This is a genomic window from Mycolicibacterium arabiense (genome assembly GCF_010731815.2).
Taxonomy (GTDB): Bacteria; Actinomycetota; Actinomycetes; order Mycobacteriales; family Mycobacteriaceae; genus Mycobacterium; species Mycobacterium arabiense.
The window spans coordinates 217,550-243,688 of the sequence record NZ_AP022592.1 but is presented as its reverse complement, the minus strand read 5'-3'; the positions used below and the strand labels follow the sequence as shown (position 1 = coordinate 243,688).

The window sequence follows — 26,139 nt, the reverse complement described above, 5'->3', positions numbered from 1 at the left end:
TTCATCCGGGTAGGGCTGCCCGTTCGTGTCTTCGGATTCGGACAGCGTCAACCGAGCGATACCTGCTCGCCGGTGCGGATGGCGCCCTCGACTTTCACCGCTAAATAGGTTCCAGCGCAGGGCAACACGCCGAAATCGAAGGCCTGCACGCGATTCTCCGTCACCGGGGTGCGCAGCGCGTGCGGGGCCCGAGCAAGTCGGCCGTGCTCCAGCGTCGGAATGACGCAGCGAGGTGTGGGACCCAGCGCGGTGACTTGCACGCCGCCCACCATCAGCGTGCGTCCCGTCCACTCGTTCTCCGCGTAGGCGGGGTAACCGGGCGGTGTCGTGATCACGAGGTTCGGCCGGTATCGCTGCGCCTCGGTGCCGATCTGCGCGAGGGTCGCGGTGGTGATCGCGTGCAGGGGCGCAAGGTCGACGAAGGAGTCCCCCGGAGTCGCCTGGGCCAACTCCAGAAGGGGCGCGTCGACCTCGGCGTCGAGTCCGCGTTCCAGGACCTGATCCGGGTCGGCGCGTTCGAGCGTGGCTCCGTCGGGGCGGCTGTCCAGCAAGCGGACCGGCCTCGCGAGCAGCCGGGAGAGTATCTCGTCGATACCGTCCTGGTCGGCCACTGCCGTGGTGCCGTCGGGCAGTCGGATGTGCACCCGGTCGCCCTCGATCGTCGCGCTGCACTTGAGCAGGTCGCGCCACAGTCGGGCCTGCTTGGCGCTGGCCACCCGGCCGGTGGTCGCGTCGATCAGCGCCAAGCGGCGATCGCCTTCGGCGCCCTGGTCGTCGACGAACAGAACGTCGACGCTCTCGCCGAGCATCGATTTGACCGGGTAGCGGTGCAGACTTTCCACGCGAAGGTGGTTCTGGGCGGCTGAAGGACCCGTGGAAGAACCCATGGAAGAACCTTAGTGCCGGGACACCTCCGCCGATACCCGCAACCCGGCTTCGATCTTGATTGTGGGTTGAGCGACCCGTTGCGAATGGCGTCGCCCACACCCTCCGGCCGTCACGGGCCGCGTTGAACTAGATCGCCGCGCCGGGGTTGAGGATGCCGTCGGGATCGAGGGCGTGCTTGATCCGCCGGTTCAGCTCGATGGCCTCGGGCCCCAGGTAGCCCTCGAGCCACGGTCGCTTCAAGCGGCCGACGCCGTGCTCGCCGGTGATGGTGCCGCCGAGTCCGACTGCCAGGTCCATGATCTCGCCGAACGCGACCTGCGCGCGCTCCGCCTCGCCGGTGTCGGACGGGTCGAAGACGATGAGCGGATGGGTGTTTCCGTCGCCCGCGTGCGCGATCACCGAGATCATCAGGGAGTGTCGCTCGGCGATCTTCTCGACGCCGGACACCAGGTGCGCCAACGCGGGAAGCGGCACCCCCACGTCCTCGAGGAGCAGTGAACCCTTCGTCTCGACCGCGGGAATCGCGAAGCGGCGAGCGGCCACGAAGGCCTCACCCTCGTCCGGGTCGTCGGTCGAGAACACCTCCGTAGCACCGGCTTCGGTGAACACCTTCGCCATGAAATCGGCGTCCTCCGCGCCTGCCGGACCCCGGTCGTCGGAGGCGGCGACCATCATCGCGGCCGCGTTGCGGTCCAGGCCCATCTTCAGCTTGTCCTCGACCGCGTTGATTGCCACCTTGTCCATGAACTCCAGCATCGAGGGCCGGATCTTGCCCGTGATGGTGACGACCGCGTTGGCGGCGGCGTCCACGTCGTCGAACGACGCGACGACGGTGCACCCCCGAGGCTGCGCGGGAAGGAGTTTCAACGTCACCTCGGTGACGATGCCGAGCGTGCCCTCGCTGCCGACGAAGAGCTTCGTCAGGCTCAGGCCCGCGGCGTCTTTCAGTCTCGGTCCGCCGAGCCGCACCGCCGTGCCGTCGGCGAGCACGACCTGCAGCCCCAGCACGTAATCGGTGGTCACGCCGTACTTAACGCAGCACAGGCCGCCGGCGTTGGTCGCGATGTTGCCGCCGATGCTGCAGATCTCGAACGACGACGGGTCGGGGGGATACCAGAGTCCGTACTCGCCTACGGCCTTCTTGACCTCGGCGTTGAGCAGGCCCGGCTGGGCGACGGCGGTGCGGGTCACGGGGTCGACGGTGATGTCGCGCATGCGCTCGGTCGACAGCACGATGCCGCCGTCGAGAGCCGTCGCGCCGCCGGACAATCCGGTGCCCGCTCCACGGGGCACCACCGGCACCCGGTGCGCGGTGGCCCATCGCATGACGGTCTGCACCTCCTCGGTGCGGCGCGGCCGCACCACCGCGACCGCCGTCCCGGCGTTCGGGTCGGCGGCACGGTCCTGCCGGTAGGAGGCGACGATGTCCGGGTCGGTGACAACGGTGCCGTCGGGCAATTCGGCGTTCAGGTCCGCCAGCATGTCTGCGCTCATCGTTCGATGTTAGGAGGCGCCGGGCGGCATTCGGTGCCGATTGGGCGAGCGCGCAGAGGATCGACGGATGCTTCATTAATCTTCCGCATGGCAGCGATTCGCCGCGTTGATTGCCGGTACCGAGCGGTCGCGACGTCGCGATCAGCGGTGGGACGGTCAACCCAGACCATACCGGCTCGTCATGGGGAGCCGGCTTGCGGAGCGCCGAATCAGGTCAGTGCCATATCCCAGAAGGCCACCTCGTGAGTCAGGACCTCCGCGGTCAGATCGTCGTGCCCACGGGGACTGGCCAGGCCGGCGAGGTCGCCGACGTAGGTCGCGAACTCCGGCGCCGTCCAGTGTTCGATGAACGTCGCGAACGGGGAGGCGTCGGCGGCGGCGTGTTGCCAGGCGAGCAGGTAGACCTGCTCGAGCACCCAGAGCGCGGTCACGGCGGCTTCGTAGGGTGCCGCGTCGAGCCTTCCCAGCAGCGCGCGGTAGGCCAGAGTGGCGTCGAGTGGGGGCTGGGCCGGATCCATCCGACGTCGAGCGGCGTGCGACTCGAACCACTCGAGTTCCTCGACGACCGCAACGCACCCCCGCGCCAACACCGGCTGAGCCGACCGTGGCGCGCGGGCGAGCAGACGTGCTTGAAAAGCCAGAAGGTCGGCGACGAACAGCGCGTCCTGCGCCAGCCATCGATCGAAATCCGAGTCGGCGATGGTGCCCTCGCGCACGTGGGTGAGGAACGGGTGGCGCGTGGCAGCGTCCCACAAAGACTCGAGCATGCCGTGAAGGCTAGTCGACGGCCGTCGGATCGCGCGTGTGGGCCGGCTCGACATGCGCAGGTGAATAGCATTGCGTGGCAACGGGGATCGCTCATATGGGCGCTGCGACGGGTCCTACTGATCGCGCCGCCCGCGGCGTTGGTTCGCGCGGCGAAAGCGCGGAATTCACCGGGCTCATCGGCCGAGGAGTACGCCGCGATCCCTCCGTGGCTAGCATCTCGACCGTTATGACGAGGGCATCGGAGGCAGACGACGCGGCCCTGGTCGCCGCGCTGCGAGGCGGCGATGAATCCGCGTTCGCCGACCTCGTCGACCTGCACACGGCGGCCATGCTCCGGGCCGCACGAATTTACGTGCCCAGCCGTGAAATCGCCGAGGAAGTCGTGCAGGAGACGTGGATCGCAGTGCTCAGGGGCATCGTCTCATTCGAGAGCCGGTCGTCGTTGCGTACCTGGCTCTTCGCGGTTCTCACCAACGTCGCCAAACGACGCGGGCTGCGCGAGCGGCGCCACGCGGACCTCGCGATGCTGGCCTTCACCGGGGGGGTCGTCGATCCCGCCCGCATTCGCGCCTCCGGGCTCGCCTATTCCGGGCACTGGCGGACCGCCCACCCGCTCGTCGCCTTTCCGGACACGCCGGAGGGCTTCGTTCTCGGTAACGAGTTGATCGCAGTGGCGCGGCGCGAACTCGACAGGCTTCCCGAGCGGCAGCGGGCCGTGGTCACGCTGCGTGACATGCTGGGGCTGGAGGCCGCCGACGCGTGCGCGCTACTCGAGATCAGCACGGCGAATCAACGTGTACTGCTTCATCGAGGGCGCGCCGCCATCAGGGAGGCGTTGGAGGACTACCTGACGGGAGCGGTATGAGGCCGAGGTCAGTACTCGATGAAACGCGTGACATACGGGGTCATTCCGGACGTCCGCACCGGTGACACGTGAACGTCGGAGCCGGTGAAGGGCGCTTCGAGCATCATGCCCTGCCCGAGGTAGAGGGCCTCGTGTTGGCTGGCGTTCGGGCCGTAGAAGATGACGTCACCACGGCGCATTTGGGATGACGGCACCATGCGTCCGGCCCTGTACTGATCACCGGAGTAATGGGGTAGCTTGATGCCCACTCCGGCGAAGGCGTAGAGCACGATTCCCGAGCAGTCGAAACCGACTGTTCGCGAACCGGAGTCGATTCCGCGCGACGGTCCGGAGGCGTTACCGCCTCCCCACGAGTAGGAGACGCCGATCTGGGACGTGGCCCGTTGGATCACGTACTCGGCAGCTTGACGGCCGTAGACCCGGGGGATCGCGCCGTTGGTGATTCCGCTCCCGTCCGCGCCGGAGACCCCCCCGAGGTTGATGCCGAGCCGCGCGAGGAACGACCGGCCGAGGTTGGCGGTCGTCTGGGCGGACGTGGACGCGATCTGCAACACCGAGTTGACGACCGCCAACGGATCCGTCGACACGTTGGCGCTCGGCACCATCGGCAACGTCGTGTCCCACTGATCGGCTCTCGCGGCGGGGTGATCCGTCTCCGCCACCACGTCCCAGTCCGCATGGCCGGCGGTCGGCTGCGCCGCAAGACGCGTTCGGGCGGCGTCGCGGCGCGCGGTGAGGGCTGCCACTTCGTCGTGTTCGGCAGCGAAATCACGTTGGGTCGACGTCAGTGCCGCAACGGCGTCCGCTTGGGACTGTACGGCTTCGACTGCCGCGGCGTCGGATTCGCGCTGCGCCGATCGCGCCGCCGATTCTTCGTTCGCTGCCTCGGTACGGGACCGTCGGAGGGCGGTGAGCGTCTGAGTGTAGGCCACCGGAAGGGCTTGGGCCGCCGTTGCCGCGGCGATCAGGTCATCGGGGCTGCCGGCGGCGAGATAGGACGCCGACGGGCCGTGCACGTACGTCGACGCGGCGAAGCGGTCGAATCGTCGCTGAGCCTCGTCAATGGCGGACCGGGCGCTCGAGACCGCCGCCGCGCTCTCGGCCACTCTGCGCCCGGCTTCGGCGGCGGTGTCGCGGGCGGAACCGACATCGGCGATGGCCCGGTTCACCTCCTCCTGCCGTTGCTGGATCGAGGCGCCGAGGTCGTGGAGGCGCTGTTCGGACTCGGCCACCTGAACGACCAGATCCACTGTGCTGCCGGCGGGCTCGGCATGGGCGACGTGATCGGCGTCGAGCAGAGCGGCGCAACCACCGACCAGCACGAGCGCGACGACTGCCGCTGCGCGACACCGGTTGCACGCAGTAATCGCAGTCCTTTTCGAGGCGCCGGGTGTGCCACCATCGCGAATCGACGCCATCACACCGACCTCCAGCTAATGTTGTATAGGAACTAGACCATTAGCGATGTAGGTGTTTACGATCTACGGCGTCAACCCTTGCGGTAGCCCCGAGGCGTCACGATCGGGTCTCGAAAACGCGCTCGCGGCCGTTGCGTGCCGGGTGCGCGCGTAACGGCTCGATGACCTCCGCCGACCGCGTCATTCGCGGTCTGAATGGACGTGTGCCCACCATAGGAGTCGGGCCCGCCGACTTCGATCGGATACTGTATGCACGATGCTGTAACTGCAGGAACCGGTCACTGCCAACATCTTTGGAGGACGTTCTCATGCCCAGGTCGAACGACCCGTCTCGTCGTCGGTTCCTGTCCACTCTGGCCGGTGGGCTCGGTGCGGCGGGAGCGTTCGCGCTAGCGGCGTGCGGGTCCCCGAATCGGGGAGGTTCGACGACCGCCGCCGTACCGCAGACGGCCGACCCGTCGACCCCGACACCGGCTGGTGGAGCCACCGTTGCGCCACTGGCAGCCAACGGCGACGAGGCGCTGGCGCTGCTCGTCGCCGGAAACCGACGTTTCGCAGCGGACCATCTCGAGCGCGCCGACGACAACGTGGATCGCCGCCTCGCCGTGCGGACGTCACAGAAGCCGTTCGCCACGATTCTCAGCTGCGTGGACTCGCGGGTGCTTGTAGAGCTCATCTTCGACCGGGGGTTCGGCGATCTGGTCGTCGTTCGCAGCGCTGGCGAGGTGCTGGACAAGGCCGTCACCGGCAGTCTGGAATTCGGTGTGGCTGAGCTGAACACCCCGCTGCTGATGGTGCTCGGACATCAACGCTGTGGAGCCCTGACCGCGGCCGTGGGGGCCTATGACAAGAAGAAGACCGACGCCGACGATCTCGGCTTCCTCGAGGACGCCCTGTCGCCGGCGGTCCAACGGATTGCCGGGAAACCAGGCGATCGGATCACCAACGCCGTCCTCGAGAACGTCGCCCTTGTGCGCGACCAGCTCCGCCAGTCACCCGTCATAGGGCCGTTGGAGAGTCAGGGCAAGGTCAAACTGGTCGGCGCGTACTACAACCTCGACAACGGGCAGGTCCAACTCCTCTGAACCCGGCTCGCGGGTCGTGGACGACGGGTCGCTTGCCTGCTAATCGAAGAGGCCACCGTTGACGGTCAGAACCTGGCCGGTGACGCTGCGCGCCCGCTCGGACGCCAGGAACATTGCCACATGGGCGATTTCGCTGGGCTCGATGACGCCGAGGGTCTGCTTGGCGATGGTCTGTCGCACTTCGGCGCTCTGCTTCATCAACTCGTCTATCCGGTCGGTGCGCACAGCCGCCGGAGCTATCGCATTGACCCTGATCCTCTGTGGGGCGAATTCACGGGCCGTGGACGTGGTGAGCGCTAGTACGCCGGCCTTGGCGACGGTGTAGCCGTCACGCCCGGTGGTGGCACCGAGACCCGCGAGCGACGCGATGTTGACGACCGATCCACCTCCCGATCGCGCGATGTGCGGAATGGCGGCGCGACACATCAGGAAGCAGCCGTACAGATCGACGTTGATGTTCTGCCAGACCTGATCGAGCGACGCGGTCGTGACCGGCCCGTCGGCGGGCCCGGAACCACCGGCGGCGTTGACCAGGATGTCGAGTCGGCCGAATCGGCTCACGGCGTGTCCCACCGCTGTTGCAACCGAACCCTCATCCGTCACGTCAAGCGGCTCGTACACGGCGGATGCACGTGCCCGTTGCGCGTTGATCGCGGCAACCACCTGCGCGCCTTCCTGCTGTCGTCGGCCTCCCACCACGACGTGCGCGCCTTCGGCTGCGAACAACTCGGCGGTGTGTCTGCCGATCCCACTGGTAGCTCCGGCGACGAAGGCGACCAGCCCGTGCAGTTGCCCAGTCGAGCCGGTGGTGGTCGATTCCACGAGAGCCTCCTACGCCGATGGCGTGCCGAGTCGGAGGGTGTCGTGCACAGCCGTCGCCCCTCGTGAAAACGAGCGTGCCACCCAATGGCTTTCGAGTCTAAAGGTGCTCGATGCACGCTGCTTTGGGCATCGCATAACCACGGTTGATAGGGCCCCTCGATGGGCGGTGACGGCCACCGAGATTCACGCCCGTGTCCCCGGTTCCGGCCGTCATGGCCGACAACCGGAGGCCGATATCGTCAACAACGCCCGCGAGTAGTCGCGACGTGCGATTTGTGGAGCCTCGGTTGCGCTGAGCGCAACTCAAACTCCACAAACCACGCAAGCCGGAATAGGCTCGGCGGGAGGGAGGTAGCCACGGTTATGGCTTCCCATAAGCGGCACGACGTTGCACGACAACGGCGTTCGTGGTCACACTGAGCCGTGTCCGTTGGCGTGATCTGTGCGATAACCCAGGAGCTTGCTTACGTGCGGACTCTGCTAACCCACCCGCGACCGCGGCTGGTCGCCCACGCCCAGTTCACCACAGGCACCCTCGACGGGCGCGACGTCGTCGTGGTCGGTTCGGGTATGGGCAAGGTCAACGGCGCCGTCATCGCGACGGTTCTGGCTGATCGCTTCGGGTGCACGACGCTGTTGTTCTCCGGCGTGGCAGGGGGATTGGACCCGGACCTGAATATCGGCGACGTCGTGATCGCCGATCGGGTGGTGCAGCACGACGCCGGACTCGTCGACGACGCCCAGACACACGTCTATCAGGCCGGCCACGTGCCCTTCATCAATCCGACCGATCGGCTGGGCTACCGCGTTCACCCCGAGCTGCTGAAGCGGGTTGCCGCGCGCCTGGACGGGTATCGGATGGCTCCGCTTTCGGCTGCGGCGGGCGGGAACGGCCGCACTCCGCGGATCGCCTACGGTACGGTCCTGACAGGAGATCAATACGTCCACAGCGAGTCGGTCCGGCACCGACTGCACCGCGAATTCAACGGCCGCGCAGTCGAAATGGAGGGCGGCGCTATCGCGCAGGTGGCCGAGTCCTTCGGCATTCCCTGGTTGGTGATTCGTGGACTGTCCGATCTCGCCGGTCGGGATTCCCGGTTCGACTTCCTCCGGTTCGTCGAGGAAGTGGCCGAGACTTCGGCGGGAATCCTGCGCCACCTGTTGCCGGTCATCTGACGCCGCATCTTGGAAAGCTGCCAGGGACTGGTGCTAATTTGGGGTCGATAACCCAATAGGATGCAGTCGGGTGCCACTGTCGACGCCGCGAGGCGGGTGCGGTGGCCGTGAGAGTGAGGTTGACGTGGCAGGAACCACCGAAAGACCAGAGCGTCCCGAGCAGACGTCGGAAGGTCTCGTGGCGGTCGCCTCAGGGCTCGTGCCCCTGCTCCGCGGTAACGCCGCCCGGATCGAGGCCGATCGGCGGATACCGGACGAGGTCATCGGCGCGTTGGAGGACGCCGGACTCTTCCGGCTGATGCAACCGATGCGGCACGGCGGGTTAGAGGAGACCTTCGAGACGAAGCTCGCCGTGATGCGCGAGCTCGGCCGTGGGGACGGCGCGACGGCCTGGGTGGCCAGCCTGATGTCCGGTGCGGCCTGGTTCGCGGGAATGTGCGGCGACGAACTCCAGGACGAGATCTGGGACGCGGACCCCCATGCCCGTATCGCCGGAGTCACCGCCCCGTCCGGGGCGGTCGTGCCGGCCGACGGCGGTTACCGGCTCACCGGACGCTGGGGTTACTGCTCGGGAATCTGGCACGCACAGTGGCTCTTCCTGGGGGCCGGCGCACCCCGGGGGCGCGACCAACCCGGACTGGCCGTCCTGCCAGTCGCAGAGGTGTCGATCGAGGACACCTGGCACGTAGCGGGGATGCGGGGCACCGGATCCAACACCGTCGTGGCCGACGACGTGTTCATTCCGTCGCACCGGTTCATCCCGATGAGCATGCTGATGTCCGGTCGGCTCGCCGCCTCGTCACCGCGAGGCGCGGTGTATCGGGTTCCCTTCGCCACGGCAGCACCGACCGATCTCGTCGGTCCCCAGCTCGGATTAGCGGCCGCCGCCTGGGAACTCGTCCGCGACGGACTCGACGGCAAGTCGATCACCGGCACGATCTACCAGCGCGCGGTGGACGCCACCACGACCCAAGTCGCCATGGCAGACGCCGCGCAGCACATCGACCTCGCGGAGACGCTGGCCGTCGGTGTCGTCCGGGCCGTGGACGAGGCCGGAGCGACGACCACCACCCCGAGCCCGCTCGAGCGCGCCCGACTGAAGATGCACACCGCCGAGGCGATCGTTCACGCACGGGAGGCCGTACGCATCCTGATGACAGTTCAGGGTTCGGGATCGTTCGCCGAAAGCAATCCGCTGCAGCGCATCTGGCGCGACAGCGAAGTCGCGAGCCGACACGCGGTCACCAATCCCGCAGTCGCCGCCGAAGTGTACGGCCGCGCGCTACTCGGAATCGACGAGCCCATCACCCCGATGGTGTGAGGACGACCGCCACCGGCTTCGAAGTGTCGGGGAGGAGAAGACATCATGAGCAACATCCCGCTGCTGGAGCGCTATCTGGGCGTTCCGCTGGTGCGACTGCACGACGCGATCCACAAGGGCACCCGCGGTCGGATCGGTCAACGGCTTCCGTGGATGTCGGTCGGCCCGCCGTTCTTGCTCCTGCACACGATGAGATCCGTGACCGGTCCCATGAACACCGACAGCCTGGTCTACGCGATCGACGCCTCGAAGTACGTCGTCGTCGCGTCGAACCACGGCGAACCGTGGTCACCACGCTGGTACCACCGCATCAGAGCCGACCATCGGGTCGAGATCACCGTGGCCGGCCATCGCATGCCCGCCACCGCGAAGGTCGTCCACTTCGACGATCTTGACTACGAACGGCTGTGGGACCTGGTGAACGACAACGCATTCAACCGGTACCGGATATGTCAGGCGCGTAAGAGACGTCGGATCCCGATCGTGACGTTGACGCCCTGTCACGATCTGGGTCGGTGCCACCGCTGACCGAGCCGTGTTCCACCAACGCCACCAGGCACTCCGGTATTCGCAGAGATGTCATTCGTCGAATCTATGTCGAGCATCAATCGGCTGCATCTGATGAGCGCTGCTCATCGGGCGTCGGAATCTTCGAGACGCGAGTGATCCTTTCAGCCCTCGTTATATTCGAGGGATGACGACATTGCGCGCGTTGGAGTGTTTGGCCGCGTTGGTCGAACACGGTTCGGTCAGCGCCGCGGCGGCCTCGTTGCATCTGTCGCAGCCCGCCCTGTCGCATCAAATCGCGGGTCTGGAAAGGGAGCTCGGCGCACCGGTGATCGAACGTCTGTGGCGGGGGGTGCGTGTGACGGCGGCTGGGCATGCGAGTGCGGCAGAGGCGCGTGTCGCCCTGCAGGCGGCCGAACGGGCCCTCGAGGTGGGACGCCGGGTTGCCGCGGGCGATGCGGGCCGGCTGCGGATCGCCTGTTCCGAGTCGATCACCGGCTGGGTGCTCGTTCCGCTCCTGGATCGGTGGCGATCCCGGCGCCCCGAGGTTGAACTGGAGCTCACCGAGTTCACCGGCACCAACGCCGTGATCGCGGCGATCGAGTCCGGTGCGATCGACGTGGCCATGGGTTATCCGGCCCCGGCAGGCGACGTGCCCGTCGAGATCTTCGCCCAGGAGGAGATGGTCGTCGTCGCATCGCCGGGGCACGAGTTCGACGACGTGGCGGCCGTATCGCTTCGCACGCTTGCTGCCGAGCCGTTCGTGCACTACGACGTGGGCAGCGACATGGCGGTGTGGGTTGACGCGCTCGCAGCTCGCACCAAGACGGGGCTCAGAGTAGTGCTGCGCACCCGAAGTTCGCGTACCGCAGTTCAACTGGCCGCCGCCGGAATGGGTGTGACCATCGCGCCGCTATCGGCGGCGACGGCTGTGCCTGCAGCGGTGATCAGGTCCCTGCGCCCGAAGGTCGAGCGCGATCTGGTCGCGATGGTCGCGGCCCCGTCGGACCCGCTCGTCCGATGGCTGCTCGCCGATCTACACCACGCCGACGCGCCGTGGCGGTCTGCGCACGACGCAGGATGATGTTGCTGCGGCGCATGCAGGCGGTATTCGGATAATCGCAGGGGCGTAGAAAGAACCGTCATGCCGCGGCGGGTGCGGGAACGGGCCGACTGGGTAGGTTGTTCAGATGCAGCAGCGGGTGCGCTGAGCCAAGTACTCCCTCGACCTCGAAGGCCCCCAACCATGTTCGATCGCAGCGGTGCCGGCGCCGGCACCCGGACCGACTCGCCGACGATCGGTCCGTACCCGAGGTCGTCGGTTGGCTAGCGAAGGCTTCGTCCGGAGGCTGCGCATCGCACCGCCTCGGATGCCCGGCGGCGAAGTGACTCTGCAAGCGCCACCCGAGGTGTCGCGCGTCGTGCCGGGCAGCCTGCTGACGAAGCTGATGCCCGTGGTGATGATCGTGGCCGTGGTGGGCATGATCGCGCTGATGGTGACCGTCGGTGGTCGAGACTTGACGCGCAATCCCACCTTTCTCATCTTTCCGATGATGATGGTCATGTCGATGGCCGGCATGTTCGCGAGCGGAGGAGGCAGAGGAGGCAAGGCGGCGGCAGAACTCAACGAGGAGCGCAAGGACTACTTCAGCTATCTGGCCGACCTCCGCGGGGACGCCGAGGAGACCGGTGACAGCCAGCGGGCGGCGCTGGAGTGGAGCCATCCCGACCCGCGCACGCTCGCCGACTTAGCGGGAACACGCCGCATGTGGGAGCGTCGCCCCACTGATACCGACTTCTGCCACGCGCGCGTCGGTGTCGGCACCCACCGGCTGGCCACTCGGCTGATGGCCCCCGAGACGGGGCCGCCCGAGGACCTCGAACCGGTGTCCGCCATCGCGTTGCGGCGTTTCGTGACGGCGCACTCGGTGGTGCACGCTCTTCCGACAGCGGTGTCGTTGCGCGCCTTTCCGATCCTGAGCTTCGAAGGGGATCGCGACCTGAGTCGGCAGCTGCTGCGATCGATGATTCTGGAGCTGTGCACGTTTCACGGTCCCGACCATCTCCAGGTCGCGGTGGTGACGGCTGATCCGGACAGCGAGACGTGGGGCTGGGTCAAGTGGCTGCCGCACGCGCAACACGAGTCGGTGCGCGATGGATGCGGCACCCTGAGGATGCTCTTCCCCTCGCTGGAGCTGCTGGAGAACCTGCTGGGCGACGACTTGGCGGAACGGGGTCGTTTCAGTCGGAACGCCCAGATGCCGGCGGGGCTGCGGCATCTGGTCGTCGTCATCGACGACGGTTACGTCACCGGTGACGAACGCCTGAGCACCGATGCCGGTCTCGACAGCGTGACGGTCCTCGACCTCAACGGTCCTGTCGACGGAGTGGTGTCACGACGCGGTCTGCAACTGGTGGTCGAGGACGGTGACGTCGGTGCCCGGACGGCAGCGGGGGTGGAGCGGTTCGCCACCGCGGATCTCATCACCGTCGCCGAGGCGAACGCCGCGGCCCGCGCGCTGAGTCGTTACCGACCCGGCGGCGCCGCGCACATCGTCAACCTCGGCGCCGACGCGCGCGCCACCGACCCCGGGCTGATGTCGCTGTTGAAGATCCCTGACGCCGCGGAGATCGTTCCGGCCGAGGTGTGGCGCAAACGTACAGCGCGCGAACGACTTCGAGTCCCCGTGGGCTACACCCCGTCGGGTCAGCCGCTGGAGCTGGACATCAAGGAGTCCGCCGAGGGTGGCATGGGACCGCACGGACTGTGTATCGGCGCGACCGGTTCGGGCAAGTCCGAGTTCCTGCGCACCCTCGTCCTGGCGATGATCACCTCGCACTCGCCGGAGGCTCTCAATCTGGTCCTGGTGGACTTCAAGGGCGGTGCGACCTTCCTCGGGTTGGACGGCGCGCCCCACATCGCCGCCATCATCACCAACCTCGAAGACGAGCTGACGATGGTCGACCGCATGCGCGACGCGCTGGCCGGCGAGATGAACCGGCGTCAGGAGCTTCTCCGCGCGGCCGGTAACTTCCCCAACGTCACGGAGTACGAACGGGCCAGGACGAACGGCGCTCAGCTGGACCCGCTACCGGCGCTCTTCATCGTCGTCGACGAGTTCTCCGAACTGTTGTCTCAGAAACCGGATTTCGCCGAGCTGTTCGTCATGATCGGCCGCCTCGGCCGGTCCCTGCACATCCACCTCCTGCTCGCGTCGCAGCGACTCGAGGAGGGCAAGCTCCGCGGCCTGGACTCGCACCTGTCCTACCGAATCGGACTCAAGACCTTCTCGGCCGGCGAATCGCGAACCGTGCTCGGCGTTCCGGACGCGTACCACCTGCCCAGCGTTCCCGGTTCCGCGTTCCTCAAGTGCGACGCCGACCAGCCCGTCCGCTTCAACGCCTCCTACGTCTCCGGTGAATACGTGAAACCGAAGGCGCTCTCCGGCACGGGACGGGCGTCGAGACTGGGGGCGCGGGCGCCGAAGCTGTTCACCGCCACGCCGGTGGACAGGGATCCGACGCCAGCGGCGACGCCCGTCGAGTCCGCCGACGACACGGGACCCGAGGTGCTGCAGGGTCCCACCAAGACCACCCTTCTCGACGTCGTGGTCGGGAGGCTGCGTGGGCACGGGCTGCCCGCACACGAGGTGTGGCTGCCACCACTGGAGGAGAGCCCGCCGGTCAACGCGCTGCTGCCGAACTCGACGTGGAACGACCCGCGCAATGCCAACGGGCGCTTGCTGTTCCCCATCGGGGTGGTGGACCGTCCCTATGATCAGCGGCGCGATGTACTGGTCATCGACCTCGCCGGCGCCCGCGGCAACGTCGCCATCGTCGGCGGTCCGCAATCGGGCAAGTCGACGGCGATGAGAACCCTGATCATGGCGGCCGCAGCCACCCACACGCCCGAGCAGGTGCAGTTCTTCTGCCTCGATTTCGGTGGCGGGACACTGGGCAGTCTGGCCGGGCTGCCCCACGTCGGCGGTGTCGCCGGGCGCATGGACGGCGACCGCATTCGGCGGACCATCGCCGAGGTCACGGGATTGTTGAGAGATCGCGAACTGCGGTTCCGGGATCTCGGGATCGAATCCATGCGGGACTTCCGTCAGCGCAAGGCGCGCCTGGCGCAGATGCCGGCGGACGTCGCCGCGCAGGATCCGCTGAGTGCGGACGAATTCGGCGATCTCGTTCTCGTGGTCGACGGCTGGGCGACGATCAGAAGTGACTTCGACATGCTCGAACCCGCCCTGCAGGCGATCGCGATCGGCGGTCTGTCCTACGGAATTCACCTGGCCGTCACGGCCAGTCGCTGGATGGAGATCCGACCCGCGGTCAAGGACATGCTCGGCACCCGTGTGGAGCTGCGGATGGGCGACACGATGGACAGCGACATCGGCCGCAAATTCGCCGACCTGGTGCCGATCGGTCGACCCGGCCGCGGCATCAGCCCGGACCGGCTGCACCTGTTGATCGGGTTGCCTCGGCTGGATTCCAGCTCCGACGTCGAGAACCTGCCCGCCGGTGTGGCCGACGCGTGCGACGTGGTCCGGCAGTTCTACGGGGATCGGGAGGCGCCGCGGGTTCGCATGTTGCCGCACGACGTCGATCGCACCTCGGTCGTCGAGGCCGCCAGGCGAGCGGGTGCGCTGGACAAGGCGAAGGTGGCCATCGGCATCGACGAGTCCGAATTGGCGCCCGTCGTCCTCGACTTCGATGCTCAGCCCCATCTGGTCGTCTTCGGTGACGCCGAGTGCGGTAAGACGGGGCTGTTGGCCAACATCGCCACCGGTGTGATGGAGAACGCCTCACCGCAGGAGTGCAAGATCATCCTCGTCGACTTCCGGCGCACGCTGCTCGGTGTCGTGGACAACGACTACCTCGCCGGATACGCCACCGCCGCACAGACATTGAGTGAGTTGATGACCGCGCTCGCGGAATCGCTGAAGGAGAGACTGCCGCCGAGCGACGTCACCCAGCAGCAACTCCGGGCGCGCGACTGGTGGCACGGCCCCGACATCTTCCTGTTGATCGACGATTACGATCTGATTCCCGGCGGATCGATGAACCACCCCCTCGGCCCGCTGGTGGAGTACTTTCCTCAGGCGCGCGACATCGGTTTGCGCATCGTCGTCGCGCGCCGCATCGGGGGCGCCGGTCGCGCGATGATGGACCCGATCATCGGACGACTCAAGGACCTCTCCTGCAACGGTCTGGTCATGAGCGGCACCAAGGAGGAGGGCGCGCTGTTCGGGTTCAAGGCCCAGCAGATGCCCGCCGGCCGCGGCATTTTCAGCTCGCGAACCACGAGAAGCGACGTCATCCAGCTGTCCCGGATGCCCGACCAGTGAGCGCGGGACGAGAGACCGAGACGGCGCGAGTGGTGACACCCGCCCCTGCGCGAGTGAGACTTTCGCTGCGGGGTGACGACACCCAGGTTGATGTGGCGCTGCCCCTCGATATTCCGATCGCCAGCCTGACACCGTTGCTCGTCGAGCTGATGCAGTCCGACGGGACCGCTCGGTCCGACGAGGCGGGCGACGGCTCCGCGAAGGAGGGCACACGCGACCTGTGGGTGCTGCGGCGGTCCGACGCCGACGAGTCGCTGGTGCCCGATGCGACACTGCGAGACGCCGGCGTGATCGACGGTGAACTGCTCAGCTTCCGGGCGATGTCGGCCCTGACCGTGCCCACGCTCTTCGACGACGTCGTCGACGCGGCTGCGCAACTGAACAAGGCCGCACACGTCGGGTGGGGTGCCGAGGCCGCGCGCGCGATGACGTTCGCCGCGGTGACGATGGCGTCAGCGGCGTGGATCTACTTCCTGCTGAGCCCCGTGTTCGCCCCGAACCTCAAGGCGATCACGGGCGTATCGATCGCGTGGATCCTGGCGCTGGTGGGTGCGGGCGCGCTGGCGAACCGGACCTACGGTCAGCGGAGCATCGGAGCGGCACTGGGCTGGGCGGCACTCCCGATCGCGGCGGCGATGATCGCGGCGTGGGCCCCGGAATGGGGTGTCTACGGGCTTGCTGCGGGGTGCCTGGTGGTGCTGGTCCTCGCCGCTGCGTTCTTCCGGATCATCGGCAGCGGGCGCTGGGGATACCTGACCGCCGGGGGCGTGGTGGGCCTCACCGGGGTCGCGTCCGCGGCCAGCGCTGCGGGCATCGACGCTGCCACCGTGGGTGTGGTTGTGGCCGTCGCGAGCACCCTGGCCTGTCGGGCAGTGCCACACCTCACGTCGGGTCTGGACGGTATGGGACCCCGGCCGACCGAGGTCGCTCGGCCCGACGACGACTCCGTTCCCGGTACACCGCTTGATGTTTGGGAGCGTGTGCGCGAGGCGGTGGTGACGCGTTCGGCGTTGTACACCGCGCTGTCGAGCAGCGCAGGGCTGGGTGCGGCGGCGGTCCTGCTCGAGCCCGTGCCACTGCAGTGGCCCGCCGTGGCATTCGCTCTCGGCGTCGCGACCGCCCTGGCCCTCTACGCGCACGCCGTCGCCGCGGCGGCCGAGCGGATGGGACTGGGCATCCCGGCGGTGGCGCTCGTCGTGCTGGCCTGCTGGCGTGCCCAGGGCGGCGATGAGCCCATGCCTGTGGCGGCGTTCGCGCTGCTGCTGGTGACTGCCGTCGCGTTCGTGATCATCGGGGCCCGCGCCGAATCCGCCCCGGCGTCACGCCGGATGGTGACCGTGCTCGCGTATCTGAACTATCTGAGCGCTGCAGCACTGATCCCGTTGGCGGCGTGGGCAATCGGGTGCGACGGCTCGGCGGGCGCATCGTGACGCGCGGCGCTGCGTTGCTTTCCGTGGTGGTGTTCATCGCCGCGACGGCACTGGCTCCGGGGCCGGCGCACGCCATCGACCCACCGGTGATCGCGCCGGGCCCGCCCCCGACCGGACCGGTCGTCCCTCCGAATCCGACCGAGCAGAAGTCCATGTGCGGCTCGGGTGCCGTAGCGCCCGGCAGCCAGTTCCAGCAGACACCGGCAGCCGACGCGATGCTCGACTACACGGGCGCCTGGCGCTTCTCGCGTGGCGCCGGACAGCGCGTGGCGGTGATCGACACCGGTGTTTCACGCAATCCCCGGCTCGCGGCGCTGGAACCGGGTGGTGATTACGTGTCGACGACGGATGGACTCGTCGACTGCGACGTGCACGGCACGCTCGTCGCCGGGCTGATCGCAGCGTCACCGAGCCCGGACGACGCCTTCGCCGGTGTTGCGCCGGATGCGACCATCATCTCCATCCGTCAGAACAGTGCCTCGTTCTCGGTGCAGGGCGACAGCTCCGGAGGGGACGACCCGAACGCACTGACGTCGGGCTACGGGAACACCTTCACCCTCGCGCTGGCGATCGTGCACGCCGTCGACCTGGGGGCCACCGTCATCAACCTCTCCGAAGTCGCCTGCGCACCAGTGGGTGTCGGGGTTGACGACATTGCACTCGGCCAAGCCGTTCGCTACGCGTTCGAGCGCAACGTGGTCGTCGTGGCGGCCGCCGGCAACGTCAGTGCGCAGGGCCTGTGCAGGACGCAGAACGAGGTGCGCGACCCCAACGGGTCGTCGGCCGACGCCTGGAACTCGGTATCCACCACGGCCAGTCCCGCCTGGTTCGGTGATTACGTGCTGGCCGTCGGTGCGGTGGCCCCCGACGGTCAGCCCAGTGGCTTCTCCCTGCACGGACCGTGGATCGACGTGGCTGCCCCCGGCGAGAGGGTGACGTCGTTGAACTCCGTCGGCATCGGACTGACGAACGCGACGCAGAACGCGCAGGGAGAACTGGTGGCTATCAACGGGACGAGCTTCGCCGCGGCCCTGGTTTCCGGCGTCGTGGCCTTGGTCCGGTCCCGTTTCCCCGACATGTCGGCGGCAGACGTCATGACACGTATCAAGCGAACCGCCCAAACCCCGGACGCCGGCCCGAACGTTGCGACGGGGTACGGGGTGGTCGATCCGGTCGCCGCGTTGACCGACGAGGTGCTCCCCGACGTTCAGGGCCGCAGCGTCATGACGGGTCATCCGATCGTTGCCGCGCCAGGGGGAGATGCCGAGAGTCGCCGAGCTCTCGAGGTCGTCGCGGCGGTGATGGGCGTGTGTGCGCTACTCGCAGTGCTGGCCGTCGTGGTGATCAAGAAGCCGAGGCAAGGGTGAGATGACAAGAGACCGCCACGAGTGGCGCACGGAACCCCGGCTGCGCACCCCACCACCCCACGAAGCTTCGACCCACGAACCGAGGTGCTTCCGACCATGACCGATGAACCAGAGCACTATTCGACGCCGGAACGCCCGCGGCCGGCACGCGAGGAGTTGGACTTGGACGACGTCGAAGGGCGCGCCGCCCAGCTGATGGCTCGGATGGAGGCCCGCCGGACGTCGCAGCAGGCGCCACGACCACCCGTACCCGGACGCCCGTTACGACCGGGCTTACCGATGGGCGAAGCCGTCTCCGCGGCCGCGGACGAGACCGGTCCGCCGACGGGGTTCGGTGACGACTTCGACCCTCTGGATTCATTTCAAGCGGAGGAGGTTCCGCCGTACCGCGAGGACGACGCCACCGAGCTGACGGGTTCGTCGCCGCCACTGCCGCCGCCCGAGACCGAGTCGGGTCGGGATGTGGAGGGTGTGGACGGCGCCGCGCCCCCACGGCGCATGGCCTTGCCACCCTGGCAGCGGGGGGCACCTTCGATGAGCTCGACGTTAGACGATCGACCCGACGCCGCCACGCCGTCGGGCACGTTCTCGGGTGATGCGCCGTCAGAAGAACCGACTGCGGATCCAGGGCCCGCGTACCCGGCCGACGTGGAGGGGGTGCATCGGCAGTCCCCGCCGCCGCTTCCCCCACCCGGCTGGCAGATGTCGACGCAGGGTTGGCCACCTGGTCTGCCACCGCCACCACCGGGGTGGCAGGGGCTACCGCCGTGGATGCCGCCGTACGAGCACATGTCGACGACGCCGGCAGGCGCCGGATCGACCACGCCGCCGGCGCCGGGGCAGTCGGGTCGCCGCGGCTCGTCGCGGAGGCGCCACGGGCCGTCTCGACGCCCACCGGAGCAACATGAGACAGCGCAACGCCACTGGTCGGCGCCGTCGCTCGACGAAGCCGAGGTTTTCAGTCGCGATCGTCAAACGCCGCGGTCGGGATGGCAACGCGTGCTGTACGTGCTCACCGGCGGCCTGGTCAACTTCGGTCCGTCGCGGGCGGATCGGGAACGCGATGAGTTACTCGAGCAGATCCGGCAACCCTTCGTCGGCGACTTCCGCGTGGCGGTGCTGTCGATCAAGGGCGGTGTCGGCAAGACCACGACGACACTGGGCTTGGGCTCTGCTCTGGCGACGGTCCGCACCGATCGCGTGATCGCGGTGGACGCGAACCCCGATCGCGGCACGCTCGCCGAGCGCGTGCTGGACGCGTCGACATCGTCGACCGTGCGTGATCTGTTGCGGGACCCCAACATTCGACGATATGCCGACGTGCGCAACCACACCCGAATGGCACCGAGCCGTCTCGAGGTGCTGGCCAGCGAGCAGGACCCCGCGGTGGCCGAGGTCTTCGGCGAGACCGACTACCGGCGCACGATGGACGTTCTGCGCCATTACTACAACGTGATCCTGACGGATTGTGGGACGGGGATCATGCACTCGGCCATGACCGGCGTGCTGGATTTGGCCGACGCCATCGTATTGGTCACCTCACCGGCGATCGACGCGGCCCGCAGCGCGTCGGCGACGTTGGACTGGTTGGTCGAGCACGGCCGCGGTGATCTGGTGCGTGACGCGCAGGTCGTCCTGAGTGCATCCCGGCCCGGCTCGCCCGCGTTGAAGTTGGACAAGGTGTGCGAGCACTTCGAGGCCCGCTCCGGCTCGATACACGTGATTCCGTTCGACCCCCACCTCGCCGAAGGCGCCGACTTCGACTTCGAACTGCTCAAACCCGGCACCGCCACCGCCTATCTGGAGCTAGCCGCCGCCGTGGCGGCCAAGTTCTCGCGAGCGCGCGCGTCACACGGGGCGTACTGAGATCGCATGACGTCACCACAAACGTCGGCGGATCGCGATTCCGAACCGGAGGAGGAACTCAGCCGCATCACGATCCTCATCGGTGAGCAGCTCCTGGACATCGGCGTTTCCGCCGGGGTGAGCATTTCCGCGGTCGTGAGCGACGTCATCGAGATGGCAGGCGTCCAGCTCGCCGGCACGGACGTCGAATTCGACAACACCGATGGGAGATGGACCTTCGCGCGGCTGACGGGAGAGGTCATCGACGCGCGCAGCTCGCTGGGAGAGGCAGGGGTCCGTGACGGTGACATCCTGGTGATCCAGGAAGTCGACGGACCGGCTGCTTCGGTTCTCGTCGACCACCTCGACGGCGCCCGCGAAGCAAAGGGTTCGATCGACCGGTGGATCGATCAGCACGGTTGGCCGGCAACGTGGTTCGGCCTTGGCGTGACGCTGTGCGCGGTGGCGTCGTTGGTGCCGCTGACCAGTCGTGCCGAACCCGCGGTGCGGTCGATACCCGTCACCGCCGTCACAACTCTGTTGGTCGGAATCTGTTGCGCCGTGGTCGCGTGCGCGACCTCGCTGCGACCAGCCCGCCGGGGCGTCTCCGACGGATTCGCGTTCCTCTCGCTTCCGTTGATCTTCGGTGGGGCGTTGTCCGTGTTGCCGGGTGCACACGGATTCCCGTCGTTGCCGATGGCCCTGGCCGTGGTGGGTCTGGCCGCTTTGATCCAGTTGCTCGCTACCGGCCGCGCTGCGGCGCTGCACACCACGGTGATCGTGCTCGCGCTACTCGGCGGTCCCGCCGTTCTGGCGCAGGTGGCATTGGATCCGCACCCCAGGGTGGTCGGATCGATCCTGGCGGCGGTCGCCGTCATGACCGTGTACCTCGCACCCAGGGCCACGATCCTGTTGTCCCGCTTGCCGGTGCCCCGTGTGCCCACTGCCGGTGAGCCGCTCGACGACATCGAAACCCAGGGCGGCACCGCGGTCGAGGGAGTGGGCGCCGTGGGCAAGCAGGTGATCCCGACCGAAGCGGGGATGGCCGATCGCGTCCGGCGGGCCAGGGGCTATCTCACGGGAACGGTCGCCGGTGCGGCCGTGCTGGCGGTCGTCGGTTGCTACTTCGCCCTCGACGTGTCGGAGGGCCTACCCTGGCAAGGAACGACTTTCGTCGTCGTGGTGGCTGCCGCGCTCTGTCTGCGCGGGCGGAGCCACCACGATTTCGCACAGTCGGGCGTGCTGATCGGCGGAGGCCTCGTGATCGGGCTCGTGCTCATCGTCGAAACGGCCACCTTGGCCGTCGGATGGCAGGTGAACGCCGCCGTCGTCCTCGTCGTCTTCATGGTGATGACGTTGGCCTGTGGGTTGGTGGCACCCCGAGTCGACTTCTCCCCGGTGATGCGGCGGTGGGTCGAGCTCGGTGAGTATCTGGCCATCGGTTTGATGTTTCCGTTGCTCGGCTCGATCATCAGTCTGTACTCGTTCTTTCGCGAGCTGCGGATCTGACCGTCAGTTCCGCGGGACGGGGAGCGCGACTCCCCGGATGTCGGCGGGTATCCCGTCGTGGGCCATCAGGGCCGCCTGCTGAGAGAGCTCCGGGCCCGGAGGAAGCAACGACAACACGGTCCACGGGGCGGGCTTCGGGGGATCGGCGCCCAAGCCCAGCGCCGCCGCGGCCGATGAGTCGCCGACGTGGTACCGCACGCCGAGATCGTTGATGTAGAACAACTGTCCGACGGGGCGGTCAGCCGGACCACCGCCGACGCTTTGGACGTACTCGCCGGTGCCGGGCTTCAGATAGACGCCGTCCAATCCGGGGCCGGCACCGTCGGACGTGGCCAAGTCCACCGGGCTGGCGGCGGCGGGTAGCGGCAGGTGGGTACCCACCACCAGGCGTGACGTGGACGCGGACTCGTCGACGGCCCGCTGCCATGACATGCAGACCATGGGGTTGGATTCGGACCGGACGAGATCCGGTGAGGTGATCGGGTAGCTGTCGACGGGGATTCTGTGAACGATTGGTGCCCGGCCGACCAGTGCCGGCGAAATCGACGTCGGCTCCGATGCGGTTGCGGCCTGCGGGTTTCCGTAGCGAATGATGTCGGCGGTCGGCGCGGAGATCGGTTGCAAGCCGTCCGGCAGCACGACGAACAGCTGTTCGCCCCGTGAGTCGCTGGTATGCAGGATCGAGCCCACTCGGTAAGACGCCGGAAGATAATCGGTTTGTGCACCCGCCTCGGGAATGGCGACGGGGACGATGGGATCGACCTCGGGGAACGACTGGAGGAGTCCGGGGGACACTCGGCGGGTTTCCCCACCGTCCAGCCGCAACGCCGCCACGAGCACCGGGTTGGCCGGATCGATCCTCGCCCGGACGCCGTCGTAGATCAGATAGGTCGAGCCGCCGGCCGTGGCGAGAACGGCCTGATGTGGCGACGCCACCTGGATCCCGCCGTCGAGATAAGAGTCGTTGGCCAGCACCGTCGTTCGCGTCGACGGTGCTCCGTCATCGCCGGTGGCCGACGGAAATCGCGTCTCATCGCACACCATCCACGCCGTGGACGACTGGTCCCCGCCGTAGATTCCACTGGGGGCTCCCACGATGCCGACCGTCGGACCCAGCGCCACCGTGTTGAGGAACTTGGCGTCCACCTCGCCGGGTGGATCGTTCTTGCCGACGATCAGACGAGCCGAGGCGAGGTTCAGGGCGGGATGGAGACGATCGCCGATTCGAACCAGCAACTCGCCGTTGGACTTGTTGAGCATGATCGACGATTGCCCGAAGTTCGGGGATGGTTTCATGAACGCCAGGACGCCTGCCGCACCACTGATGAGGACGGCGATCACCACTCCCACCAGGAGAGCGCGCATCTGGCCCCGCATGGGGTCGTGGATCATTCGCGAATCACCACGGATGAGAGCGTGCTCCAATCGCCGAAGCAGGAATCGATAACCGTTGACCTGGGCGCGGGTCGTCACCTGAGCTGGCATTCGTGGCCCCCATCAGCCTCTGCGGAACATCTCGACGTCCTTCTCATCTTAGGAGCCGGACCCGTTGCGAGACATGGCCGATCAAGCGCACATTCGCATGATTCACGGCCGGTCGTCAAAACTTTCATGGCGCAGCCGCAGTCGGACCGGACGGCATCAGGCTAGGGTCCAGGGTGGCCTCAGGCTCATTGAGTGGCGACTAGCGGCTCGTCACTCGGACGGCTGGTGAGTACTGCCGTCGGAGCGCTTTAGCGGTGCTCGCTCGAGTACTGAGAGCCGTTCGGCGAATCGTTCGAGGAGGTAGCGTTGCCGGTCCGCGGCGATCTTGGCAGCTGCCTGTGCGGTGTCGACGATCTGTCGTGCGAGGTCGTCGGCGCCGTTGCGATACGCGGTCTCGCCGAGCCAGAGGCCGGTCATAGCCGCCATGCCGTCGACTTCGACGCTGACGGAGCGATCACGATTGGTGGCGCGCACCGTAATCGACTGGCATTCGTCGTGCAGGGCCTGGATCAGGTCCCGCTGCTCGTCGATGCGCGCGAGCAGCGAGGCGGCCAACCCGTCGGTCATCTCGTGCCCGCGCTCGGGTGGGGTTCGAACTCGGTGCCGCCGAAGACCTCGGCTTCGGCGACCGCCAGCTCGGCTTCGGTGGTCAGTTTCAGAGGCGCCAGAGCCGTCGATCCGAAACCGCGGGCAGTCAGTTCCCGTCGGCGTGTGACCTGGGCCCGTTTGGCCGACAGTTGGCAAAGCGCCAGAATCTCACGCGCCAAGTGCGCAGGCGCGGTCTTGAGCTGGTGTCGATCCAGCTTGATCGCGGTCGGCAGCCCCCGTTCGGTGGTGACGACGACGATGCCCCCACTGGGGGACTGCAGCGGTTGGTTCATGACATCCTCATACCTCGCAAAGTGCCGAAATCCTGTGACCGTCAACTTAGTACGATGAAGACGGGTTGGCGATGCCGCACGTGCCCGAGTCCGATCGAGTGGAAGCTGGAACACTGATGAGTGGTGATGGAAGCGCGCAGCGCGTCTTCGACGCCGGGGTGCTCTCCATGGGCATCGCGATCGACGGTTTGGAGGTCGAACGCGACGTCGAGTACGCGGCGATGGCGTTCACCAGAGCAACCGAGTACGACCCGGACATGTGCGATGCGTGGCTGGGCAGAGCGGCCACGGGTGAGTCGACCCCGGAGGTCATTCACCACCTCCACCGCACCAGCGGGCTACTCGGACGGGAGCAACGCCGCCTCGGTCTCGCACCGCGCACCCTCAGCGGGCGTTTCGAGACCGGCCTCTACCTCGATTACACGCTCAGCTCGCTGACCGAGATCAAGCTTGCCTACGCCGCCAGCCTGATTCAGGGCCAGGACTACGGGGAGGCGGAGCGCACCCTCCTCGAGGTCGGCTCCGCGCCCGACGCGGCGGGCAGCGAGATACACGCCTACCTTCACGGCATCCTGCACTTCACCACGCAGCGATGGCCCGACGTCCTGACCGCGCTGGCCGACTCGTCGTCGTTCGTCGACGAGTACATGGCTGCTGGCGCGCATCTTATGGTGGGGTCCGCCTGTGCGCAGATGGGTCTCTTCGGGGAGGGGATACGCCGCCTCGACCAGGCGATGCAGGGCCCGATTCCCGCGGCGCGACGAGCCGCCGAGTTCTGCAAGGGACTCACGCTTCGCGAGATGGGCGAAGAAGCGGAGGCGCGCAAGATCTTCGAACGCATCTACAGCGAGGAGCCGGGGTTCGAGGCCAACTACACCGCCTTGCAGGATCCGAAGTTCCGCCTCGTCGTCACGACGAAGGAGGGCATCGAATCACGGACCGACAAGTGGGATCCGAGCAGCGCGTCGTCCGCGGCGGACCTCGATGCCGAGGACATGACCGAACGCAACAACGAGCACCTGCGGGCGGCGCAGGACCAGCTCGATCGTCAGGTGGGGTTGTCCGACGTCAAGATGCAGGTGGCGAAACTCCGATCCGGCGTGCGGTTGGCGAAGCTACGAGAGGACAAGGGGCTCGGAACCTCGTCACGCAGCCTGCACCTCGCCTTCACCGGGCCCCCCGGCACCGGTAAGACGACCGTCGCCAGGGTGGTCGCCCAGACCTATTGCGGGCTAGGCCTTCTCGAACGACTCCACGTCGTGGAGGCGAAGCGACAGGACTTCGTCGGCCAGCATCTGGGCAGTACCGCCATCAAGACCAGTGCGTTGATCGACAGCGCCATGGGCGGTGTGCTGTTCATCGACGAGGCCTACACCCTGATTCAGACCGGTTTGTCCGGGGGTGACGCCTTCGGCCGTGAGGCGGTCGACACCCTACTGGCTCGGATGGAGAACGACCGCGACCGCCTCGTGGTCATCATCGCCGGCTACGACGCGGAGATCGACCGATTCCTCGCCTCCAACGAGGGACTGTCGTCGCGCTTCACCAAGCGCATCCGCTTTCCGTCCTACACCGCAGCGGAACTCGGCGACATCGGCAGGCTCACCGCGAAGTCCCGAGACTCCGAGTTGTCGTCGGCCGCTTACGACGAACTGGTGAACGTCTGCGCACAGCTGTGCGCCACGACGTCGGTCGACCACGACGGCAACGATCGTTCCAACATCGATCTGGCGGGCAACGGCCGTTTCGTGCGGAACGTCATCGAGGCCGCCGAAGAGGAACGCGCCTACCGCCTCACCGAAGGCGTTGATACGGAACTCAGCAGCCTCGACGAAGACGTCCTCACACTCATCGAACTCAGCGACATGAAGGCCGCGCTCGGCGGCATTCTCCAAACCCTGAACCTCACGTGACGAAGGATCCCCGC

The 26,139-nt window shown here is 67.4% G+C and carries 19 protein-coding genes and 1 pseudogene; 12 read left to right on the top strand and 8 right to left on the bottom strand.

What is annotated here, in order from left to right:
* Nucleotides 1–47: 47 nt before the first annotated feature.
* From G6N61_RS00910 to G6N61_RS00900, 3 genes are all read right to left on the bottom strand, one after another.
* Entirely contained in the window at nt 48–887 is an 840-nt protein-coding gene (locus tag G6N61_RS00910) for an MOSC domain-containing protein (RefSeq protein WP_163916349.1), read from the bottom strand.
* 127 nt (nt 888–1,014) lie between these two features.
* Nucleotides 1,015–2,382 carry an FAD-binding oxidoreductase gene (locus tag G6N61_RS00905; protein ID WP_163916347.1) on the bottom strand — a complete coding sequence of 456 codons (1,368 nt, stop codon included), beginning with the start codon at nt 2,380–2,382 and terminating at the stop codon, nt 1,015–1,017.
* A gap of 209 nt (nt 2,383–2,591) precedes the next feature.
* Complete coding sequence (locus tag G6N61_RS00900) at nt 2,592–3,149, bottom strand: TenA family protein (protein WP_163916345.1); 558 nt, start codon at nt 3,147–3,149, stop codon at nt 2,592–2,594.
* A 227-nt stretch (nt 3,150–3,376) separates the two neighbouring features.
* Here G6N61_RS00900 and G6N61_RS00895 point away from each other — a divergent pair, with 227 nt between their 5' ends.
* Entirely contained in the window at nt 3,377–4,015 is a 639-nt protein-coding gene (locus G6N61_RS00895; RefSeq protein ID WP_163916343.1) for an RNA polymerase sigma factor, read from the top strand.
* An 8-nt stretch (nt 4,016–4,023) separates the two neighbouring features.
* Here the strand turns inward: G6N61_RS00895 and G6N61_RS00890 are convergent, their stop codons facing one another.
* Nucleotides 4,024–5,337 (bottom strand): NlpC/P60 family protein, encoded by a 1,314-nt coding sequence (locus G6N61_RS00890; protein WP_235887083.1) that lies wholly within the window; start codon nt 5,335–5,337, stop codon nt 4,024–4,026.
* Nucleotides 5,338–5,741: 404 nt separating this feature from the next.
* On the opposite strand from G6N61_RS00890, the gene G6N61_RS00885 reads away from it, so the two are divergent.
* Nucleotides 5,742–6,518 (top strand): carbonic anhydrase, encoded by a 777-nt coding sequence (locus tag G6N61_RS00885; RefSeq protein ID WP_163916339.1) that lies wholly within the window; start codon nt 5,742–5,744, stop codon nt 6,516–6,518.
* Between the two features lie 39 nt (nt 6,519–6,557).
* On the opposite strand, the gene G6N61_RS00880 is transcribed toward G6N61_RS00885, so the two are convergent.
* Nucleotides 6,558–7,340, bottom strand: coding sequence for an SDR family NAD(P)-dependent oxidoreductase (locus tag G6N61_RS00880; protein ID WP_163916337.1), 783 nt, complete (start codon nt 7,338–7,340; stop codon nt 6,558–6,560).
* Nucleotides 7,341–7,763: 423 nt separating this feature from the next.
* Between G6N61_RS00880 and G6N61_RS00875 the strand changes: the two genes are divergently transcribed.
* From G6N61_RS00875 to eccD (G6N61_RS00835), 9 genes and pseudogenes are all read left to right on the top strand, one after another.
* Nucleotides 7,764–8,516, top strand: a complete 753-nt coding sequence (locus G6N61_RS00875; protein ID WP_163916335.1) for a 5'-methylthioadenosine/adenosylhomocysteine nucleosidase — start codon at nt 7,764–7,766, stop codon at nt 8,514–8,516.
* Between the two features lie 124 nt (nt 8,517–8,640).
* The gene (locus G6N61_RS00870) at nt 8,641–9,837 is read left to right on the top strand and encodes an acyl-CoA dehydrogenase family protein (RefSeq protein ID WP_163916332.1); all 1,197 of its coding nucleotides are present in this window, start codon (nt 8,641–8,643) and stop codon (nt 9,835–9,837) included.
* A 45-nt stretch (nt 9,838–9,882) separates the two neighbouring features.
* Entirely contained in the window at nt 9,883–10,365 is a 483-nt protein-coding gene (locus tag G6N61_RS00865; RefSeq protein ID WP_163916330.1) for a nitroreductase/quinone reductase family protein, read from the top strand.
* Between the two features lie 166 nt (nt 10,366–10,531).
* Nucleotides 10,532–11,428 (top strand): LysR family transcriptional regulator, encoded by an 897-nt coding sequence (locus tag G6N61_RS00860; RefSeq protein ID WP_163916327.1) that lies wholly within the window; start codon nt 10,532–10,534, stop codon nt 11,426–11,428.
* 238 nt (nt 11,429–11,666) lie between these two features.
* Nucleotides 11,667–15,695 carry a type VII secretion protein EccCa gene (gene eccCa / locus G6N61_RS00855; protein WP_163916325.1) on the top strand — a complete coding sequence of 1,343 codons (4,029 nt, stop codon included), beginning with the start codon at nt 11,667–11,669 and terminating at the stop codon, nt 15,693–15,695.
* A gap of 53 nt (nt 15,696–15,748) precedes the next feature.
* Nucleotides 15,749–17,125: a type VII secretion integral membrane protein EccD gene (gene eccD, locus G6N61_RS00850; RefSeq protein WP_163916322.1), complete on the top strand. Its 1,377-nt coding sequence runs from the start codon at nt 15,749–15,751 to the stop codon at nt 17,123–17,125.
* The gene (mycP, locus tag G6N61_RS00845; protein ID WP_235887082.1) at nt 17,086–18,492 is read left to right on the top strand and encodes a type VII secretion-associated serine protease mycosin; all 1,407 of its coding nucleotides are present in this window, start codon (nt 17,086–17,088) and stop codon (nt 18,490–18,492) included. Before eccD (G6N61_RS00850) ends, mycP begins: the two co-directional genes overlap by 40 nt.
* A gap of 456 nt (nt 18,493–18,948) precedes the next feature.
* Nucleotides 18,949–20,358, top strand: a pseudogene (locus G6N61_RS00840) (AAA family ATPase); the annotation flags it as partial.
* A 6-nt stretch (nt 20,359–20,364) separates the two neighbouring features.
* Nucleotides 20,365–21,846, top strand: coding sequence for a type VII secretion integral membrane protein EccD (gene eccD, locus G6N61_RS00835; protein ID WP_163916317.1), 1,482 nt, complete (start codon nt 20,365–20,367; stop codon nt 21,844–21,846).
* Between the two features lie 3 nt (nt 21,847–21,849).
* Here eccD (G6N61_RS00835) and eccB read toward each other — a convergent pair whose 3' ends face one another.
* The 3 genes from eccB to G6N61_RS00820 all read right to left on the bottom strand — a co-directional run bounded on the left by eccB (nt 21,850) and on the right by G6N61_RS00820 (nt 24,212).
* Entirely contained in the window at nt 21,850–23,331 is a 1,482-nt protein-coding gene (gene eccB / locus G6N61_RS00830) for a type VII secretion protein EccB (RefSeq protein ID WP_163916315.1), read from the bottom strand.
* Between the two features lie 210 nt (nt 23,332–23,541).
* A complete protein-coding gene (locus G6N61_RS00825) occupies nt 23,542–23,886 on the bottom strand; it encodes a YbaB/EbfC family nucleoid-associated protein (RefSeq protein ID WP_235887081.1) in 345 nt (114 codons plus the stop codon).
* An 8-nt stretch (nt 23,887–23,894) separates the two neighbouring features.
* A complete protein-coding gene (locus tag G6N61_RS00820; protein WP_163916311.1) occupies nt 23,895–24,212 on the bottom strand; it encodes a hypothetical protein in 318 nt (105 codons plus the stop codon).
* A 116-nt stretch (nt 24,213–24,328) separates the two neighbouring features.
* Between G6N61_RS00820 and eccA the strand changes: the two genes are divergently transcribed.
* Nucleotides 24,329–26,125 (top strand): type VII secretion AAA-ATPase EccA, encoded by a 1,797-nt coding sequence (gene eccA, locus G6N61_RS00815; RefSeq protein WP_163916308.1) that lies wholly within the window; start codon nt 24,329–24,331, stop codon nt 26,123–26,125.
* Nucleotides 26,126–26,139 lie beyond the last annotated feature (14 nt).